Source organism: Legionella steigerwaltii (genome assembly GCF_001468065.1).
Classification (GTDB): Bacteria; Pseudomonadota; Gammaproteobacteria; order Legionellales; family Legionellaceae; genus Legionella; species Legionella steigerwaltii.
This window is the reverse complement of the sequence record NZ_LNYZ01000042.1, coordinates 1-18296: the sequence shown is the minus strand read 5'-3', so window position 1 is coordinate 18296 and position 18296 is coordinate 1. Positions and strand designations below refer to the sequence as shown.

Genomic DNA, 18296 nt, shown 5'->3' with positions numbered 1-18296 from the left:
CATACTGATGTATGCTGCGTTTCCTCAGCATCATTTTCGGGCAACCTGCGTTCAAATCCAACCGTTTTCCAAGATTCAAGAATGCCCCCTGAACGGTTACTGACTTTATTTGTGCGCTCACCAAGATTTATGCATCCCTCATGACCTAATGTGTTTACCATCCTTTACTGGTACAAATTAATTCATAGGCCTTCACAATTTTCTGAGTTTTTTCATTGGCTATTTTAATCATTTCTTGCGGTAAGCCTTGAGCAATTAATTTGTCAGGGTGATTGCGGCTTAATAAACGTCGATACGCTTTTTTCACTTCTTGTTTGTTGGCATCCGGCGACACCTCTAAAAGAGCGTAAGCATAATCCATGTTTGTTTTTGTAGGTTGATAATTGTATCTACTGTAGGATGAATACGAATGGGATGACGAAGAGGACTGTTGCGATTGCTGCGATTGTTGCTCGGCATTATTTTGTGATTCTGATGAATAGCTCCTGCCAAAATCTTCATAAAATCTATATTGATTATGAAGGGGGGCAAAGCCGAGCTTGGAAAAAATCTTATCCAGGACCTGGATTTTTTTGACATCAAGTCCATCAGCTTGAGCGGCTCGATATTGAATGTCGATAAATAACCGTAACAAGTCTCGGTTATCCTTACAGGTCTTTTTTAAATTTTCAAGCATTGCATCGAGGTTGAACTCGGATTGCTTTCCTTCATTAAATAAATGTTTTGCCCGTGTTTTCTGTTCACTATTCAAACGCATTTCGTTCATGAATAAACGCGCCATTTGCAGTTCTTGCTCTGTAACTCGGCCATCTGCCTTGGCCAAATGTCCCATGATGGAAAAGGTGGCTTCAAAAAAGATTTTTTGGGTTGTCTTACGTTTTTCAGTGTAATATAACCAATGAGGATTAGAAAAATAGCTGTATAAGCCGCGATCAAAAAAATTACCCACCAAGAGACCAAAGATTGCCCCTGTAGGACCGCCGATTAAATAGCCAAAGAAAGCGCCAATAATCTTTCCCCACCAAGTTGATATGATAAAGAAGTCCCGAAAAGACATTCAAATGATTCCTTAAATTAGTTCATTAAACTGATTTTATCGCTTTATACCACATTTTAAGTATATACTGTCGACTTTTGGGTTTGGTTTTATATGCGATTTTTTTACTCTTTTTTGATGTATTTACTTACTCCTTTTATACTGGTTCGTTTATGGTGGAAAGGAAGAAGCTTACCTGCTTACAGGGAACGTATATCAGAACGTTTTTTTCTTGGTAAACATGAGTATAAACCGGTTGACGTCTGGGTTCACGCGGTATCTTTGGGAGAGGTTATTGCTGCTATTCCCTTGATTGATGCTATGTTGGAAAAAAATTGGTCTATATTTGTTACTACTATGACGCCAACTGGTTCTGAACGAGTACAAGCACGTTTTGGTAATAAGGTAACCCATCAGTACTTGCCCTATGATCTTCCCAGTGTGCTTAAACGCTTTTTTAAACAAATTCAGCCGAGAGTTGGCGTGATTATGGAGACTGAGCTATGGCCGAATTTAATTTATCAGGCACGGGCAGCACAAGTTCCTTTACTGCTCGCTAATGCACGGATATCCGATGATTCATTAAATGGGTATAAAAAGATTAAATTTTTAATTAAACCGATTCTAAATCAGTTTTCTGCTATTTTGGCGCAAGGAGAAGAGGACGCACGACGTTATATCACATTAGGAGCAAGAAAAGAGATAGTCCACGTTTTGGGAAATATTAAATTTGATTTGCAAACTAATACAATCGACAGCAAACGTTTTAGTGATTTAAAAAGTCATTGGGGAGCAGATCGAGTTGCGGTGATTGCAGCAAGTACTCATGAGAATGAAGAATCACAGATTTTGTCCCATTTAAAACGGTTACAACAAGCGATCCCTGGTGTGATTTTATTAATAGCCCCACGTCATCCAGAGCGCTTTCAAACCGTATATCAATTATGCATTCAATCGGGATTTAAGACCGGGTTACGCTCTGATTTAAATACATTAAATCCGGAAAATGAAATTGTAGTATTAGACAGTTTGGGGGAGCTTTTAGGCTTATATCAAATCAGTGATTATGCTTTTGTCGGTGGTAGCTTAGTTCCAGTGGGTGGACATAATGTATTAGAGCCCATCGCGATGAATATACCGGTGTTAAGTGGAAGTCAGATTCATAATTTTAAAGCCATTTGCAATGATCTACAGACAGCTCAGGGGATTTTATTAGTACAGCAGGCAAATGAAGTGATTGATGGAATCATTAAGTTGCATACGGATCCAGAGTTTCGTCAGCAGATGATAAAGAATGCCACTGCAGTTTTCGAAAAAAATAAGGGATCAGTCACGCGACATCTGCAACAAATTGAAGGGGTTATTTAGGGGGGCGGCCTTATTCATCGAACGGCTGTATTTGGCGCAACCTGCACTCAAATCCAGCCGTTCTCAACGATTCAAGTAATATCCCTTGAACGGTTATGATTTATTGTAGCCTGGGTGAAGCGAAGCGTAACCCGGGTTCCGGATATTGAGAATAGTCTATATAAGAGAGGGATTTGAAAATGGAACCTCTCCCAAGCGGAAGAGGTAAGCAGTTATTTAGGAGCCTTGATTTTGTTTTTCTTTAATCTCAGATAAGGTTTTACAATCGATGCATAAAGTTGCAGTAGGTCTTGCTTCCAAACGTTTGAGACCGATTTCAATGCCACATGCTTCACAATAACCAAAATCTTCATTTCGCAAGCGCTCTAAAGCATCTTCAATTTTCTTAATCAGTTTACGTTCACGATCACGAGTACGCAGTTCGATACTGAATTCTTCTTCTTGGCTCGCTCTATCTGAAGGGTCAGGGAAATTAGCCGCTTCATCCTTCATGTGCGTAACCGTGCGGTCAACTTCTTCCATCAATGATTGACGCCAAGCCAGCAATATTTTTTCAATATGTGCCAACTGCTTTTCATTCATATATTCTTCACCTGGAGTTTCCTTGTAGGGGGTGATTCCCATACTACCTATCGCGTCGTTTTTCACGTTGTGTCGTCTCTCATTGTTTTTTTCAATTAATTGTTCAGTCATTTTAGCCTCCGCACCCAACTCGTACCTGGGTTTACAGAAAGCGGTTAGGTATATCAAAAAACTATTGTATCATCAATAAAATTATCGCCAACCCCCACTTACTCTGTCATTACCTTGGATGTCTTGCCAACACATTACGTTTTTATATTGTAATTTGTTAAGTATAGCCTGTACTTTTAATTTTTGATCGTACCCATGTTCTAACAAGATCAAGCCACCAGGTAAAAGATACTCATGACCTTGTTTAATAATACATTGTAGATCACCTAAGCCTTCTTGACTACTCACCAAAGCATTTCGTGGTTCAAAACGTAGATCGCCTTGCTCTAAGTGTGGATCGTGTTCCGCAACGTAAGGCGGATTAGCAACAAGAGCATGGTATTGTCGTCGCGGAATGTTCTCAAACCAATTGGATAGATAAAAACTTACATTGTGTATTTTATGATTTTGCGCATTTTCTTTTGCAATATTTAAGGCCTCTTGACTGATGTCCCCAGCAACAATACTCCAATGAGGCCTTTCTTTAGCAAGAGCTAAGGCAATTGCTCCGCTCCCTGTACCCAACTCAAGAACATAGGTATTTGGTTGATTGGGAATAAGCTCCAAAGCTAATTCAACCAATCGTTCTGTTTCATGTCGCGGAATTAACGTGTGTTGGTTGACTTTTAAATTGAGTGACCAGAACTCACGCTCTCCTATGAGATAAGCAATGGGGATCCCTTGGGCCCTTTGGGCCATTAAATTTTGAAAGGATTCCCATTGTAATGAGGTTAATTGTTTTTCAGGATGTGCAAAGAGATACGTTCTGGTCTTGTTCAAAACGTGACAGAGTAAAATTTCTGTTTCCAGATCCGGAGTTTTTCCCAGAGCTGTACGGATACTAATCATTTCGTCCCAGCTCTGCGAGCAATTCTGCGTGGTACTCACGTTTTAATGGATCGATGACCATTGTTAAATTACCCTCCATCACATCACCGAGTTGATAGATCGTCAAATTAATGCGGTGATCTGTCAGTCGGCCTTGCGGGTAGTTATAGGTACGAATTCGTTCAGAACGATCACCAGTACCCACCAGCGATTTACGCGTTTGTGCCTGCTCTTTCTTCTGTTTGCTTTGTTCTGCATCCAGTAAGCGGGTTTTAAGTAATGACATCGCCTTAGCACGGTTCTTGTGCTGGGAACGCTCATCTTGGCATTCCACTACGACACCCGTTGGGATATGGGTGATGCGTATGGCCGAATCGGTTTTATTGACATGCTGACCTCCAGCACCTGAAGAGCGGTATGTATCAATTCGTAAATCATCGGGATTAATTTGGATGTCATCAATTTCATCAACCTCAGGCATAATTGCAACCGTACATGCAGAGGTATGGACACGTCCTTGAGATTCAGTTTCAGGGACACGTTGCACTCGATGCGCACCGGATTCAAATTTGAGTTGTGAATAAACTGCATGACCACTAATCCGTACAATAATTTCTTTATATCCACCATGTTCACCATGATTGGCACTGATTAACTCTTGTTGCCAACCTTGACCTTCCGCATATCGACTGTACATACGATACAGATCCCCGGCAAAAATTGCTGCTTCATCACCACCAGTTCCTGCTCTGATTTCGAGATAAACGTTACGCTCATCGTCTGGATCTTTGGGAATCAAATGCCATTGTAGTTGTTCGTCAAGTTCTTCCACTTGCTTTTGGGCGCTTTCTAATTCTTCTGCCGCCATTGATGCTAATTCTTTATCATCACCTTCGAGCATTTCGCGTAGTGACGATAAATTATTTTGGGCTTCAAGGTAGGTTTCATAACATGTCGCAACAGGTTCAAGTTGAGCGTATTCTTTTGAAAGCGTTTTAAATTGATTTTGATCGGCAATTATGGAAGCTTCCGATAATAAACGGCCCACTTCCTGATATCGCTCCAGCATTTGCTGCAGTTTGAGTTCAAGAGATTTCTTCATAGGATGATTGATGTGTTGTTGTATTAAAAAGATATTGAGCTAAAGTAAATAAATCTTCCCGACCATCTTTGGCTATTTGTCGTAAACCCGCAGTAGGATTATGCGTGAGCTTATTCACTAGGCGTTCACTAAACTCATTTAAAACGACGTGCTGACATTGTCCAGCAGAAAGTTTTTTTAAGGCACGTTCCAGTTCTTTTTGTGCCAAATCCTGCATTTGACTGCGGTAATCACAAATGACTTTTTTGGCCTTAAGCGAACGATGTTTGTGAATGTACTTATTTAATTCCTCATCGACTAATTGCTCTGCATGTAATGCCGCATGACGTCTTTCTTCCATTCCTTTGTCGACCATAGCTTGTAAATCGTCGATATTATAAAGTTGTACGTGTTCTAATTCCCTGATGCTTTCTTCAACATCTCGGGGAACCGATAAATCCAAAAAGAACATGGGAGTGTTGTCTCTTTGATTTAATGCTTGCGCAACTAAATTTTTATTAATGAAATGAATTGGACAATTTGTTGCAGAAACAATAACGTCTGCTTGTGGCAGATATTCGGCAATGTTGGTGATCGGAATGGTCTGTCCATTAAATGAGTTGGCAAGTTTCTCTGCATTTTCTAACGTTCTACTCGCTATCATAAAACGCTCAACACCTTGTTGGCGCAAGTATTTAGCAACTAATGAAGCAGTTTCTCCAGAACCAATTAAAAAAACATTGAGCAATTTATAGTTTGTAACAAGTTGACCTATTAATTGTGTTGCTGCATAGGCAACAGAAACGGGATTTGTCCCGACACTGCTTTGAGTGCGTACTCGTTTTGAAGCACTAAACACATATTCAAAAATAGGGCGTAATTCTGATTTTATTGCACCAAGGCTACACGCATGTTGGTATGCTTGTTTCATTTGCCCAAGGATTTGAGGTTCGCCAATCATCATAGAATCCAAACCACTGGCAACCCGTAAAAGATGTTTGATTCCCTGATGACCTTTATGCATATAGATAAACGGAGACAATGAATCCAAGGGTAACTGATGTTCTCTGGTAAGCCAGTGTGTCAGGATCTGCGGATCTTGGGTGTCACAATAAATTTCTGTGCGATTACAGGTAGATAAAATAACGGCTTCACTTACTTCAGGAAGATGCAACAAACTCTCCAGCACTAAATCCTGGGTAGCAGGAGATAAGGCGACTTTTTCACGCACGTTTATTGGAGCAGTTTTATGATTCAACCCGCAAGCAACAAACACCATATAATATGAATTATTTGAATATGAATTATTAAGTTAATCGAGGGATTGTAAACGATTAGCCATTAAATTTGTAGTGCACTCTACCTTATTTCTTTATTTCTTTATTTCTGATTGTAGCTTGGGTGGAGCATAGTGAAACCCGGGTTACGGCTTGCGCCTTCACCCAGGCTACAATTGAAGTTTTTGAACGTTGTAGCCTGGGTGCAGCGTAGTGGAACCCGGGATTAAGGAGCTTGATTTTTTATTCGAAACCCCAGTTATATTTTTCCTACCACTAGACTACAAAAAATCATCTGTAAAATTAAAGTACATCTTTGTTCAGCCGCTAACAATAATAGAGGGTTTTATACATAAATCCCAAGTTATGGGGAGACGATCATGGATATAATTCTACAAGGTGAACACAGTGGCGAAGAGGCAGCGCAAAGTTTGGCACGTGTATTAGAATTATTTAAAGAGCGATATCATATCGCTGGATTTCGTGAAATTCATTTAACTGTCACATTAATTGATGAACAAGGCGATGATGTTGAATTGGTTGATAGCGAATCGAATCAAGCGTATCGAGTGTTTGAAGTATACCGTAAAGGTTATGAGTTAGGTGGTAGAAAAGGAACACCAGTATTACAATTGATCGTAGATAACACACGCCCTCGGTGAAGGAGTAACTTATGTTTTTGGCAATTATCGCCATAATACTGACATTAATCTTGGTAGTAGGCATTCATGAGGGAGGACACGCATTAGTAGCGCGCATTTTTTCAGTAAAAATCAAAAAAATTTCCATAGGTTTTGGTAAGCCGCTATTACGTTGGCAGAGTCGCAGCGGTTGTGAATGGGTATGGGCATTTTTTCCTTTAGGGGGTTATGTCCAGTTGGAAAATACACGTATTAGTCCAGTGGAACCTGCAAAATATTCCCAATGTTTTGATAAAAAACCTGTTTGGCAGCGTATTCTAATTTTATTGGCTGGGGCAGTTGCAAATCTGATTACTGCTTGGTTGGCCTTTGTTTTAGTGTACAGTATTGGGCTGACTTATACTGTGCCGGAAATCAAAGAGGTTCTGCCTAATAGCAGCGCAGCCCGAGCAGGAATGCTTCCAGGGGATAAATTCATCTCCATTGATGGTACTGCAACGCCAACATGGAGTGACGTAGGCATGCGGCTAGTTATTCTTTGGGGGAAAAAAGACATCCCGGTTACCTTGATTCGCGCTGATGGCAATGAATCAATAGTAATGTTTGATTTAAGTCACGAACACTTTCACGGGGCAAAAGTATCTTTATTAACTCAGTTAGGGATTAATCCCAATCTATCTGCGGCCAAAAGTAAACTACGAGCTCCATCACTTTTAGATGCGATACATCAAACCAATGCATTCATGAGCAACATGGTTTATTTTTTTATGATGATCTTAAAACAATTATTTACTGGAGTGATTCCTTTTTCAGTATTGTTAGGTCCTATTGGTATTTTTGCAGCTTCAGTATCTTCACTGATGCAAGGAACAGCTGTTTTCCTGTTTTTTATAGCCAGCTTAAGTCTTGCTGTTGCCGTGATTAACCTTTTTCCTATCCCAGGATTGGATGGAGGTTCGATTGTTTATGCGATTATTGAAAAAGTTCGCGGTAAAGCAGTCTCTGTACCCATGGAGATTTTATTGCATCGACTGGTCGTTATTGTGTTTTGTGTGCTTTTGGTTCACTTATTGATGAATGATCTGCAAAGAATCTAGGGCCTGCTTCCATTTCTACTATTTTGGCAAACGGCCCTGATTTTCTGCGCTCCGATGCTTACATACTTTGTGTATGCTGCACCCAGGCTACAATTTACTACGATTTACTCACCGTTCGTGCGCAACACCAGATGTCCACCTGTTTTACTCCAGATTTTTTTAAAGTGAATGCCAGTTCATTGGCTGTGCTGCCTGTAGTTAAGAGATCATCAATAATTGCCACATGCTGCCAAGGGAGTTTTTTAGTTTTGAAGGCATGGTGTAAATTTTTTTGTCTTTGTTCTCCATCAAGACTTGCTTGAGGCTCAGTGTTACGAATTTTCTGACAACTGCTTAAGTCGTAAGGCAGTCGTAATGTTTTGGCCAGGAAACGAACTAGAACTGCTGCTTGGTTAAATCCACGTGATTTGATTCGTTGTGGATGCATAGGGACTGGGATTAAACATTGAGGTAAGTTTTCATCGTTTGGCAGTGAGTTAACCATTAAATGACTTAAAAAAGAACCCAGATAAAGGCCATCATGATATTTAAATTGATGCAAAAGATTGCGTAATGGCTCTTCAAAGGTGTGATTAATGAATGCACGGTCAAAATAAGGTTTATTTTTAATACAACGGCCACAGACCAGTAAATGTACATCCGGTAAGGGATAAGCGCAGTGCCGGCATGCCGGGCCTAAATAAGGCATGAGTTCGATACAATGAGTACAAACTGCCATTTTATTGTCATGAAATTGATTACATAAAGTACATATTGAGTACAAGCGCAAACTTTGTGTTAAACTCCATATTTTCTGGCGCACAAGTGTTGGATTCCTTTAATTTTTCCTGGTTTTATAATGGCTGTTATCTACGAAATTAGCAAGGCATTTAATCAGCATGCCACTGAATATGAATTTGCTGCCAAAGTACAACAAGAAATTGGGGTGCGTTTATTAGAGCGTTTGCAGTATTTAAATATTAAGCCACAACGTATTCTTGATCTTGGATGCGGACCAGGTTTCTTTTCTTATGAGCTGACCCAAATTTATCCCAAAGCTCAGGTTGTAGGTTTGGATATAGCGCAGTTTATGTTGATTCAGGCACAAAAAAAACAAAGTTGGCGACGAAAATGGCCTTTAGTGACAGCAGATATGCGAAGCATGCCTTTTGCTACAGGTGCGTTTGATTTGGTTTTTGCCAATCAAGTGATTCACTGGGGTGGTCCTTTGATTCCAGTTTTTCGTGAGTTGAATCGAGTCATGAAAGCCAATGGTTGCTTAATGTTTACTACTCTGGGTCCTGATACATTTAAGGAATTGAAGCACGCTTGGGCAGATGTAAATCATTTCGCTCATGTGAATGAATTTGCTGACATGCATGATGTAGGTGATTGCTTGATGGCAGAGCATTTTTTAGAGCCAGTAATGGATATGGAATTATTGGCAGTGCATTATGAAACCTTGCCTAAGCTATTACAGGCTTTAAAAGCTCAGGGAGTAAAAAACATTAACTCCCAAAGAAATCAGGGGCTAACAGGTAAAACAGCTTGGCGACAGTTTGAACAAAATTATTCCACACTACAAACGGATAAAGGAAAATATCCGTTGACTTATGAAGTGGTGTACGGGCACGCCTGGAAGGGAGAACAAAGAAAAACAGAACTTGGGATAGAAACTATGATTCCTATTTCACAGATAGTCAGGAGTAAGAGTTAAGCGGGGTTGAATTAAACGTAGGCTGGGCTGAAAAGCCCAGCAATGATGCCCTGATACAGATGTTGCTGGGCTTTCCAGCCCAGCCTACGATGTGAATTTCGTAACTATATATTAGCGATCCAACTTACTACGGTCTTGTAATTTCTTAGTTAAGTCAATCAATGCCGATGCTTTTTGATCAAATATTTTTAATGCATCAAGAGCAATTTGATAATGTTTACTAATTTCTTCTTCTAATTTATTTTTAGAATAAAGATTTGCAAACGTGGTTTTTTGATTTGCTAAATCAGAGGAACGTCCTTTACCTAATACTTCGGTAGGCGCATAACGATCTAGGTAATCGTCTTGCATTTGAAAAACTATGCCTAGATGACTGGCATAAGTTCGTAAAGCGACTTTATCTGCTTCAGGTATGGAAGAACGAGCATTCAGAACCATTTCAATGCACGCTAAAATAAGTCGTCCAGTTTTAAGGTAGTGAATTTCTCTAAGTTGTTCTTCACCAGTGGATGATTTGGCTAATTCAGATAAATCCAAACTTTGTCCACTCACCATTCCACTAATCCCGCTGGCCTTAACCAGTTCAAGCGTGACCGCAATCACTTGCTCGGGTTGTAGCAGAAGAGAAAGATTGGTTAATAATACTTCAATGGCCAAGGCTTGCATGCCATCGCCAACTAAAATTGCAGTTGCCTCATCAAAGGCCTTATGACAACTCGGCTTGCCACGACGAAGATCATCATTGTCCATAGCGGGGAGGTCATCATGAATTAAAGAGTAGCAATGAGTTAATTCTATAGCTGCTGCAATAACATCGAGAATTTTCAGATCCAATTCAAGTAAGCTTCCGGTTAAATAGACTAGGATGGGCCGGATTCTCTTCCCACCAGGAAATAGAGAATAGTTTATTGCAGAACGTATCGTTGTTGCAGGTACAGAGGATTCTTTGATTAGTTCTCTAAGAAACTCTTCATGCCTTTTTATATAGTTACTTATCACTTAATTGTTCATCCGAGCTGGGTTCAGCAGAGGTTAATGTTTCTATTTTTTGTTCGGCCTTTTGTAACACTTCCTGACAACGTCTGGCCAGGCTAATCCCTTTCTCAAATTGCTTCAAGGAGTCCTCCAAAGAAAGCTCTCCCTTTTCTAGTTGCCTGACAATTTCTTCTAACTCTGTGATCGATTGTTCAAAATGCATGCCCTGGCTCATAGATTTTGTCCTGATTGTTCAAAATGAACTGATTATACTGAGTTGTTCTCAGGATTCAATGTAAGTGAATTAATTTTATTGGAGTTGGGTTCCTGGATTTGTCCCGTTAGTATGCGTTCAAGGAATCAATGTAGTCTGGGTGCAGCGGAACCCGGGATCAATAATAGTGCATTCCCGGGTTCCGCTGCGCTGAACCCAGGCTACCGTGATAGGGCACGTAAATAGGTGCAATGAGGATTCAATAGAATAAATCGTGTATATTAATTTCAATTTAATCTGATGGAATAAGCATGAAAACAAAAACCCAATTTGTATGCAGCCAATGTGCCGCGATTTCTAAGCAATGGGCAGGTCAATGCACACATTGTGGCGCATGGAACTCGATCGCAGAAGAGGGTATGCCAGTAAATCGTAATTCACGCAGTGGCTCTTGGGTTAATCAACGCTCTGTAATTACTGCAGTAGAAGATGTTGTTATGGATAAAGAACTACGTATGGATTGTGGCTTATCAGAGCTCAACAGAGTCCTTGGTGGTGGTTTGGTTTATGGTTCAGTGGTTCTTATTGGAGGTGATCCTGGTATTGGTAAGTCCACTTTGTTATTGCAAACCTTGGCTAATCTTTCCATGCAGGAAACGGTTTTATATGTCACGGGTGAAGAATCCTTACAGCAAGTAGCCATGCGCGCCAAACGTCTGGGATTACCTTTAGCGGGGCTAAGACTTTTAGCTGAAACACAAGTTGAGTCCATTATTACACACGCACAAAAAGAAAATCCTAAAGTGATTGTGATTGATTCCATCCAAACTATTTTTACAGAGAGTATCAGTTCTGCTCCAGGCGGGGTAAGTCAAGTGCGCGAATCGGCAGCACAATTGGTTCGTTTTGCGAAACTAACCCAGACGGCAGTGTTTTTGGTTGGCCATGTCACTAAAGAGGGCGCTTTAGCTGGACCACGGGTTTTAGAACATATGGTGGACAGTGTTCTCTATTTTGAAGGCCAAAGCGACAGTCGTTTCAGGGTCATTCGTGCCATTAAAAACCGTTTTGGTGCAGTCAATGAATTGGGCGTATTTGCTATGACCGACAAAGGATTAAAAGAAGTAGCAAATCCTTCAGCGATTTTTTTATCGCGCCAACCAGAACCTACTTCAGGGAGTGCGGTGATGGTAACTTGGGAAGGATCACGCCCCATGTTAGTCGAAGTACAAGCTTTGGTTGATGAGGCACATGGACAACAATCCAAACGGGTGACCGTGGGTCTTGAATCCAATCGTTTGGCCATTTTACTTGCGGTTTTACATCGACATGGAGGAATAGCTACCTACGATCAAGATATTTTTATCAATGTAGTCGGTGGGGTGAAAGTGACGGAAACTGGATCAGATCTTGCATTATTAGCAGCTGTTGTATCCAGTTTGCGTAATCGGATTTTTGACAGGGAAACCATTATTTTTGGTGAAGTTGGCTTGGCTGGTGAAATCAGACCAGTACAAAGTGGGCAGGAGCGCTTAAAAGAAGCCGCAAAACATGGATTTAAACGAGCCATATTACCTTTTGCAAATGCTCCCAAACAACACGATTCTTCAATGGTCATTGAGCCTGTCAAATATTTGCGCGAAGTTTTGGAAAAAATGTAGCCCCCCTCACCCTAACCCTCTCCCCCAAGGTGGAGAGGGGATGGTTGATGAAATAATATTAATAGGGCACTAAAAATCCCCTCGCCCGCTTGCGGGAGAGGGCTAGGGTGAGGGTATATTTTCGTAACCCGGGTTACGGCTTTGCCTTCACCCAGGCTACAAGGTTACAAAACAGTCTTTGTTGTTAACGTTTTAAGAGTTTAAGACAGCGTCTTTATCGTATTGAAACCAATCAACATAGGAGCAATGATGACTTTTCCCACCGAGCTAAAACGTGCATTTATGGATAGGTTAACCCGCAAAAAAATGTCTTACAGCCAAGGTTGGTCGAATTTTATGGGCACTGTGAAGAATCCAGCCGCTGTGGTTATTGATGTAGAGTCAGAAGAACAAGTTCAATTCATCATGAAAGAGATCAAGAAGATGAATGAAAATCGGACTCCAAAGAATAAAATTACCTTGAGAGCGTGTGCCGGTTGGGATGATAAGAAGAGTGACAGCTGTTGCTTATTTCCTTGGGCTAAAGTTCAGGAAGCAGAATATGGAAGCAGTTTCTCTTTTTCAGAAGTAGTGGGAGGTCGAGCATCGCCTCAAAGTGAAGGTACAGACATTATTATTCGCTTTAAAAAGAAATTTCATAAAGCGAAAGTGTTAGGGCCAGCTACTACAAAACCTGCATGGATTAATCCTGACAATCCCATTCATCAACTCCCAGCCATGCTGGTTGAAGTCAACGCAGGCATGCAAGTCGCTGAATATGCGGAATTTTTACGAAAAAATAATTTATCTTCATCGACAATCAGTATGTTGTGTTGGGCGAGTCTTGTCGGATTATTTACCCCTGGTGGACATGGAACAGGTCGTGATGAGCCTGCAATAAGTGGCTTGATTGAATCAATCAGAGTATGTGATTTGGATGGAACCATTCGGGAGCTGACTCCTGATCATCCTGATTTTGAAACGCTATGTGCAGCAAACAGCGGGTTTTTAGGCATTATTTTGAGCGTCAAGATACGTGCAGTGAAAGCCTTTAATTTACGTGAAACAGTGGATGTGTTTCATAACACCGAAGAAATGAAGGGCAAACTGGGGGACATATTAAAGAACAATCAATACGTGAGTATTATGGGAATGCCAAGCACTGCCAACTCGGAACTCAGTGAAAACATTCATCAATGGCAAATACGTAAGTGGAACTTCACTACAGAAAAGCCAACTCAATCCAGCAAAGCGACTTATGCTCCTACGGGCACTTCCTTTGTTCAAGAACTGGGATTAAGACTGGGGGCTGATTTGATGAATTTTCTGGTTAATTCGGAATTAAGGAGTTTATTACCGGAATTCATGTTAATCGCTGCAGCCGAATCAATTGAAGGACGAGGCACAAAGCCTATAGTCGATTTCGAAAACCATATTACCCATCCACAAGTTGCTTTTCCAAAGGTATTGCGCGACGTGGATTATTTTATCCCTGTAAAAGACGACAAGGCTGGGGAACAGTTGGAAAAAATTTTGCGGCAAATAGAAAGCCAGTTAAATAATGCCGCAAAACGAGGAGAAAACCCGGTAACTTATGCGATTTATGTGCGCTATTTGAAAGGTACGAATGGGGGATTGTCTCCAACCAGTACTCATGCACCAGATGAACGTATTATTGCTTTGGATGTTGTGACTCATCCCCAAGCGAGAGGTATCGCGCGTTTTGAAAAAGAATTCTTAGGGTATTTAAGAGAACAAGGATTTGAAGTAAGAAATCATTTAGGAAAAGAATTTCCTGCTGGGGTGGTTCGTTATTCTCAGTTCCTAGATCCAAAAAATATGAAGAAATTTGTCGATGCAGCGGAGCGTTGGAATGCAACTCCAGGGGAGAACGATGGGGCAGAGCGTTTGGCTATGGCTCCTTATAATACGAATTATTTCCAAGAAATGCTGGATACGAGTCCCCAGTTGGCCAGTGAAATGGAGGAGAAAAGTTCGGAAGAGAAAAGCACAAAAGAAGAGCTTCTTCCGCCCAAAAAGCAGACTATAGAATATACTAAAGAGGAGCACATACAATTTTTGAACCGTCTATGTGACGCGGTTGAGTTAATGCAAGTGCATAATGACGCTGCAAAAAATGCGAAGGCGGCATTTTTAAAGACGTGTCAGAGTGAATTGGAAAATCGAAGATTACATGATTTAGTTATTAGTTAAAATCGATGTATTGTAAATTTGTAGCCTGGGTGAAGGCAAAGCCGTAACCCGGGATTAAGGAGCTTGATTTTTGCCCGGAAAACCCGGGTTACGGCTTTGCCTTCACCCAGGCTACAATATTCTAAATTATACTAGGTGATATATGGACATAACTCCTTTTTTTAAATTAATGGTTGATCGAGGTGCTTCGGACTTGTTTTTTAGTGTCGGTGCACCGCCTAATATTAAAATCGAAGGAGTTATTTCGCCTGTGGGGCAGGCACCCCTCAAAGCGCAACAAATGGCTGAAATTGCTTTATCACTGATGAATGATGATCAGCGTAAAGAATTTGAGGCGACTATGGAGCTGAACATGGGGCTTTCCATTCCTCAGGTTGGGCGTTTCAGAATTAATTTATTTCGTCAGCGTGGTGATATTTCCATGGTGGTGCGTTACATCAAGAATAAAATCCCTTCAATTGAGCAATTAAATTTACCTCTTATTTTAAAATCAATCGTGATGGAACTCCGTGGACTGGTTCTCGTCGTTGGGGCTACCGGATCAGGCAAATCAACTACTTTGGCAGCCATGATCGATTATCGCAATGAAAATCAAAGCGGGCATATTTTAACGATTGAAGATCCAATCGAATTTATTCATCAACATAAAAAATCCATCGTGGATCAACGGGAAGTGGGCATTGATACGATGAGTTATGATAACGCTTTAGTCAATGCAATGCGCGAAGCGCCAGACGTGATTTTAATCGGTGAAATACGTGAGCGTAACGCCATGAAACAAGCCATTGCGTATGCAGAAACAGGGCATTTATGTATTTCAACGCTGCATGCCAATAATGCGAATCAGGCAATGGACCGTATCATTAATTTTTTCCCGGAAGATGCAAGAAAACAAATATTAATGGATCTCTCGCTTAATCTGCGCGCGATTATTTCAATGCGACTTGTTCCGGGGGTGAACAACCAACGGATGGCGGCTGTGGAACTCTTATTAAATAGTCCTTATGTAGCTGATTTAATCGAGAAAGGGAAAATTGATGACATTAAGGAAGCGATGGAGCGCAGCACGGAACAAGGCATGCAGACATTCGATCAGGCTTTATTAAAATTATATCGAAGTGGTGCTATTTCCCAGGAAAATGCGATCAAATATGCTGACTCAAAAAATAATGTGGGTTTGCAAATTCGTTTGAATAGCGCAGGAGACTTGGATGCACAAGATGGCAGTCTGACCATAGAAGAGAATTGATTTTTTTATGCTTCATGTTAAAATTTAGCACAATTTGATTCCCATATGGGACATAATGTGGCTTCCATTTGATCTATGGCAGAATTTTTCCATACTAAAGACATAAAAAAAGGTCCCGCAACACAGGCATCCGCACATGTGGCCTATCTCGATGCTATTTATACCCCTCCCGATAAAATAAATCCTCCTTACAAAATCATTTATAAAAAAAATAAGCACGGTCGAGCGGAGCTTTCTCGTCTTGAAGTGATGTTTGGTCAATTAGCTCGTCTTTTTCTTTTATCTGATCTGACCCCTTCGAATCATTTAGTGGTTAATAAAGACAATCATGTTTGTGGTTTAGCGGTCCAACATCTTTGCTATGTCATAGCGAATAGAGAAGGATTAACGCATGATTTTTATGCTTTAAAAAAAACGGATGAAGGATATGATTACGCTGCAAAAACAGCGAATGATCCCACCCAAATACCTATTTATTTTCTAAATAAGCTTCCTCAAGGATTTTTTGCACGCTTAGTTGCAGAAGAGGAGGCCAGACGTTTAAGCATTGATTATGAATCACTGGCCAGTATTTTTGCGACTTCTTATACCTTGGAAGAGGATGATTTACATAAAGGAAATTATGGTTTTTATTTGGTAGAACGTGAGGGCAAGCCTCATGCGGTGTTTTTCAAAATCGATCATGATTTAATGTTTGTAGACAGCATCATGGGTTTTCAAACCCGAAGACCTTTCCATTTATTCCATGGTCCTCATGCGTTTGACATCACTGCGGATGACCTCCAGTCGCTCATGTGTTTAAGCACTTCATCCAACAACTATTGGCCTACGAAATTTGGTTATGTTTCTAATCCTTTTGATAATAAGGAGTATCATAGTTACGCCGAAATCAACGCTTTTTCCCAGCTAAGCGATAATCCCAAATTTAACAGAGCAAAATGGAAATCCTTTTTTAAGCATATTTTAATGCCAAAGGAACTCATTCAGAAGACCTTATGGGAATGTGCTGATATGAAGAAGGCTTCAGAGCGCGCGGAAGTTGCTTTAATGACTCATGCCACTCTAGCCAGGCTTACACGTTTGCGTGCTGCATTGTTTTCTATCCAGGAATTTCGTGATTATGTGGCTCAATTAGATGAGCAACAAACACGTGATTTAGTGAAAGAAATCATTCCCTCGTGTTGGGCAACAGAGACCCTCCGGCACCAAGTTCGAGAGTCGATTGTTCGTTATCAAGATTTATCGAAACAAGATGATGAATTTGATCCAGAAGATACCCCTTTACATAGTGCAATTAGGCTTGGCGAATACCGCTATGAAGAAACCTTAAGTATGTTTGGAAAATTCATTAATGTACCCAACAAAGCAGGTAAGACTCCTTTAGATATTGCATTGGAACGAGTGCAAGCTGGGCTGGCTGATGAAAAAGAGGTGCAGAACAACAGCATGTTAATAGCCCATCATTTATTCACAAACGGGGCGCAATACGCTGGAGAATACCAAGATGAGTTCTTGAGCACCATTAAATCATACACGTTTAAAAATCCTTATTTAGACGGAATAAAAGCGAATATGAGTTATGAAGCGTTTAAAAATATTTTAAGGGATATAGGTGAAGATCATCGTTTTGGTTTGAAATTTAAAAAGGATTTAGCACTTCAATGCATTGAGCATTTTATTGAAGTTAATGAGGGACGTCCTGGTTTTAAAGATAAGTTACAGCAGTTAAAAGACGACATCAATGGCGACTCATCTGAAGAAGAAGCTGCAGGAGTGAAATACATACGCCAGTTACGCAGTAGGCTATGGATTATTCGCCAAATACGTGGATTATATGGTTGGACTTCAACCCAATGGGAAATAAATACCCTGATTAACCAAGCGATGAAGCAGAACAAAGTCACAGAACCTAATTCGTTCTCATTCTTTTCTAGCGAAGAAAAAATGGATGATTCATTCAGCCCCAAAGTTGGCCCAGGAGCCATATCTCGAATGTAGCTGTGTAAAAAATGTAGCCTGGGTGCAGCGCAGCGGAACCCGGGTTAAGGGAGCATGATTTTTTTCTGAACCCCGGGTTACGGCTTCGCCTTCACCCAGGCTACAAATAAGGCGATGTAATGTAGCCTGGGTGCAGCGCAGCGGAACCCGGGTTAAGGGAGCATGATTTTTTTTTCTGAACCCCGGGTTACGGCTTCGCCTTCACCCAGGCTACAAATAAGGCGATGCAATGTAGCCTGGGTGCAGCGCA

16 protein-coding genes are annotated in these 18296 nt (G+C 40.8%); 8 read left to right on the top strand and 8 right to left on the bottom strand.

The features are described from left to right. Positions 1 to 154: 154 nt before the first annotated feature. Positions 155 to 1057, bottom strand: coding sequence for a co-chaperone DjlA (gene djlA / locus Lstg_RS16350; RefSeq protein WP_058478680.1), 903 nt, complete (start codon positions 1055 to 1057; stop codon positions 155 to 157). Between the two features lie 93 nt (positions 1058 to 1150). Here djlA and waaA point away from each other — a divergent pair, with 93 nt between their 5' ends. Next, on the top strand, positions 1151 to 2404 hold the full coding sequence (gene waaA / locus Lstg_RS16345) for a lipid IV(A) 3-deoxy-D-manno-octulosonic acid transferase (RefSeq protein ID WP_058478679.1): 1254 nt from the start codon (positions 1151 to 1153) through the stop codon (positions 2402 to 2404). A gap of 216 nt (positions 2405 to 2620) precedes the next feature. On the opposite strand, the gene dksA is transcribed toward waaA, so the two are convergent. The 4 genes from dksA to hemA all read right to left on the bottom strand — a co-directional run bounded on the left by dksA (position 2621) and on the right by hemA (position 6324). After that, positions 2621 to 3097, bottom strand: a complete 477-nt coding sequence (gene dksA / locus Lstg_RS16340) for an RNA polymerase-binding protein DksA (RefSeq protein WP_058478678.1) — start codon at positions 3095 to 3097, stop codon at positions 2621 to 2623. Positions 3098 to 3178: 81 nt separating this feature from the next. Beyond that, the gene (prmC, locus tag Lstg_RS16335; protein ID WP_058478677.1) at positions 3179 to 3985 is read right to left on the bottom strand and encodes a peptide chain release factor N(5)-glutamine methyltransferase; all 807 of its coding nucleotides are present in this window, start codon (positions 3983 to 3985) and stop codon (positions 3179 to 3181) included. Then, complete coding sequence (gene prfA / locus Lstg_RS16330) at positions 3978 to 5066, bottom strand: peptide chain release factor 1 (protein WP_058478676.1); 1089 nt, start codon at positions 5064 to 5066, stop codon at positions 3978 to 3980. The genes prmC and prfA overlap by 8 nt, the downstream gene beginning before the upstream one ends. Then, positions 5050 to 6324: a glutamyl-tRNA reductase gene (gene hemA / locus Lstg_RS16325; RefSeq protein ID WP_058478675.1), complete on the bottom strand. Its 1275-nt coding sequence runs from the start codon at positions 6322 to 6324 to the stop codon at positions 5050 to 5052. Before hemA ends, prfA begins: the two co-directional genes overlap by 17 nt. A gap of 378 nt (positions 6325 to 6702) precedes the next feature. Between hemA and Lstg_RS16320 the strand changes: the two genes are divergently transcribed. After that, the gene (locus Lstg_RS16320) at positions 6703 to 6984 is read left to right on the top strand and encodes a hypothetical protein (RefSeq protein ID WP_058478674.1); all 282 of its coding nucleotides are present in this window, start codon (positions 6703 to 6705) and stop codon (positions 6982 to 6984) included. 11 nt (positions 6985 to 6995) lie between these two features. Continuing rightward, complete coding sequence (locus Lstg_RS16315; RefSeq protein ID WP_058478673.1) at positions 6996 to 8060, top strand: M50 family metallopeptidase; 1065 nt, start codon at positions 6996 to 6998, stop codon at positions 8058 to 8060. Positions 8061 to 8157: 97 nt separating this feature from the next. On the opposite strand, the gene Lstg_RS16310 is transcribed toward Lstg_RS16315, so the two are convergent. Next, complete coding sequence (locus Lstg_RS16310) at positions 8158 to 8862, bottom strand: ComF family protein (RefSeq protein WP_338011243.1); 705 nt, start codon at positions 8860 to 8862, stop codon at positions 8158 to 8160. 36 nt (positions 8863 to 8898) lie between these two features. Between Lstg_RS16310 and bioC the strand changes: the two genes are divergently transcribed. Beyond that, positions 8899 to 9756 (top strand): malonyl-ACP O-methyltransferase BioC, encoded by an 858-nt coding sequence (gene bioC / locus Lstg_RS16305; RefSeq protein ID WP_058478672.1) that lies wholly within the window; start codon positions 8899 to 8901, stop codon positions 9754 to 9756. A 111-nt stretch (positions 9757 to 9867) separates the two neighbouring features. Here the strand turns inward: bioC and Lstg_RS16300 are convergent, their stop codons facing one another. Next, complete coding sequence (locus Lstg_RS16300; protein ID WP_058478671.1) at positions 9868 to 10755, bottom strand: polyprenyl synthetase family protein; 888 nt, start codon at positions 10753 to 10755, stop codon at positions 9868 to 9870. Next, positions 10745 to 10966, bottom strand: coding sequence for an exodeoxyribonuclease VII small subunit (locus Lstg_RS16295; protein WP_058478670.1), 222 nt, complete (start codon positions 10964 to 10966; stop codon positions 10745 to 10747). The genes Lstg_RS16300 and Lstg_RS16295 overlap by 11 nt, the downstream gene beginning before the upstream one ends. 290 nt (positions 10967 to 11256) lie before the next feature. On the opposite strand from Lstg_RS16295, the gene radA reads away from it, so the two are divergent. The 4 genes from radA (at position 11257) to ankK (ending at position 18046) form a co-directional block, all read left to right on the top strand. Then, entirely contained in the window at positions 11257 to 12606 is a 1350-nt protein-coding gene (gene radA / locus Lstg_RS16290; RefSeq protein ID WP_058478669.1) for a DNA repair protein RadA, read from the top strand. Between the two features lie 249 nt (positions 12607 to 12855). Next, positions 12856 to 14799 (top strand): FAD-binding oxidoreductase, encoded by a 1944-nt coding sequence (locus tag Lstg_RS16285; protein ID WP_058478668.1) that lies wholly within the window; start codon positions 12856 to 12858, stop codon positions 14797 to 14799. 142 nt (positions 14800 to 14941) lie between these two features. Beyond that, positions 14942 to 16048: a PilT/PilU family type 4a pilus ATPase gene (locus Lstg_RS16280; RefSeq protein ID WP_058478667.1), complete on the top strand. Its 1107-nt coding sequence runs from the start codon at positions 14942 to 14944 to the stop codon at positions 16046 to 16048. 75 nt (positions 16049 to 16123) lie between these two features. Next, on the top strand, positions 16124 to 18046 hold the full coding sequence (ankK, locus tag Lstg_RS16275; RefSeq protein WP_058478666.1) for a Dot/Icm T4SS effector AnkK/LegA5: 1923 nt from the start codon (positions 16124 to 16126) through the stop codon (positions 18044 to 18046). Positions 18047 to 18296: the final 250 nt, after the last annotated feature.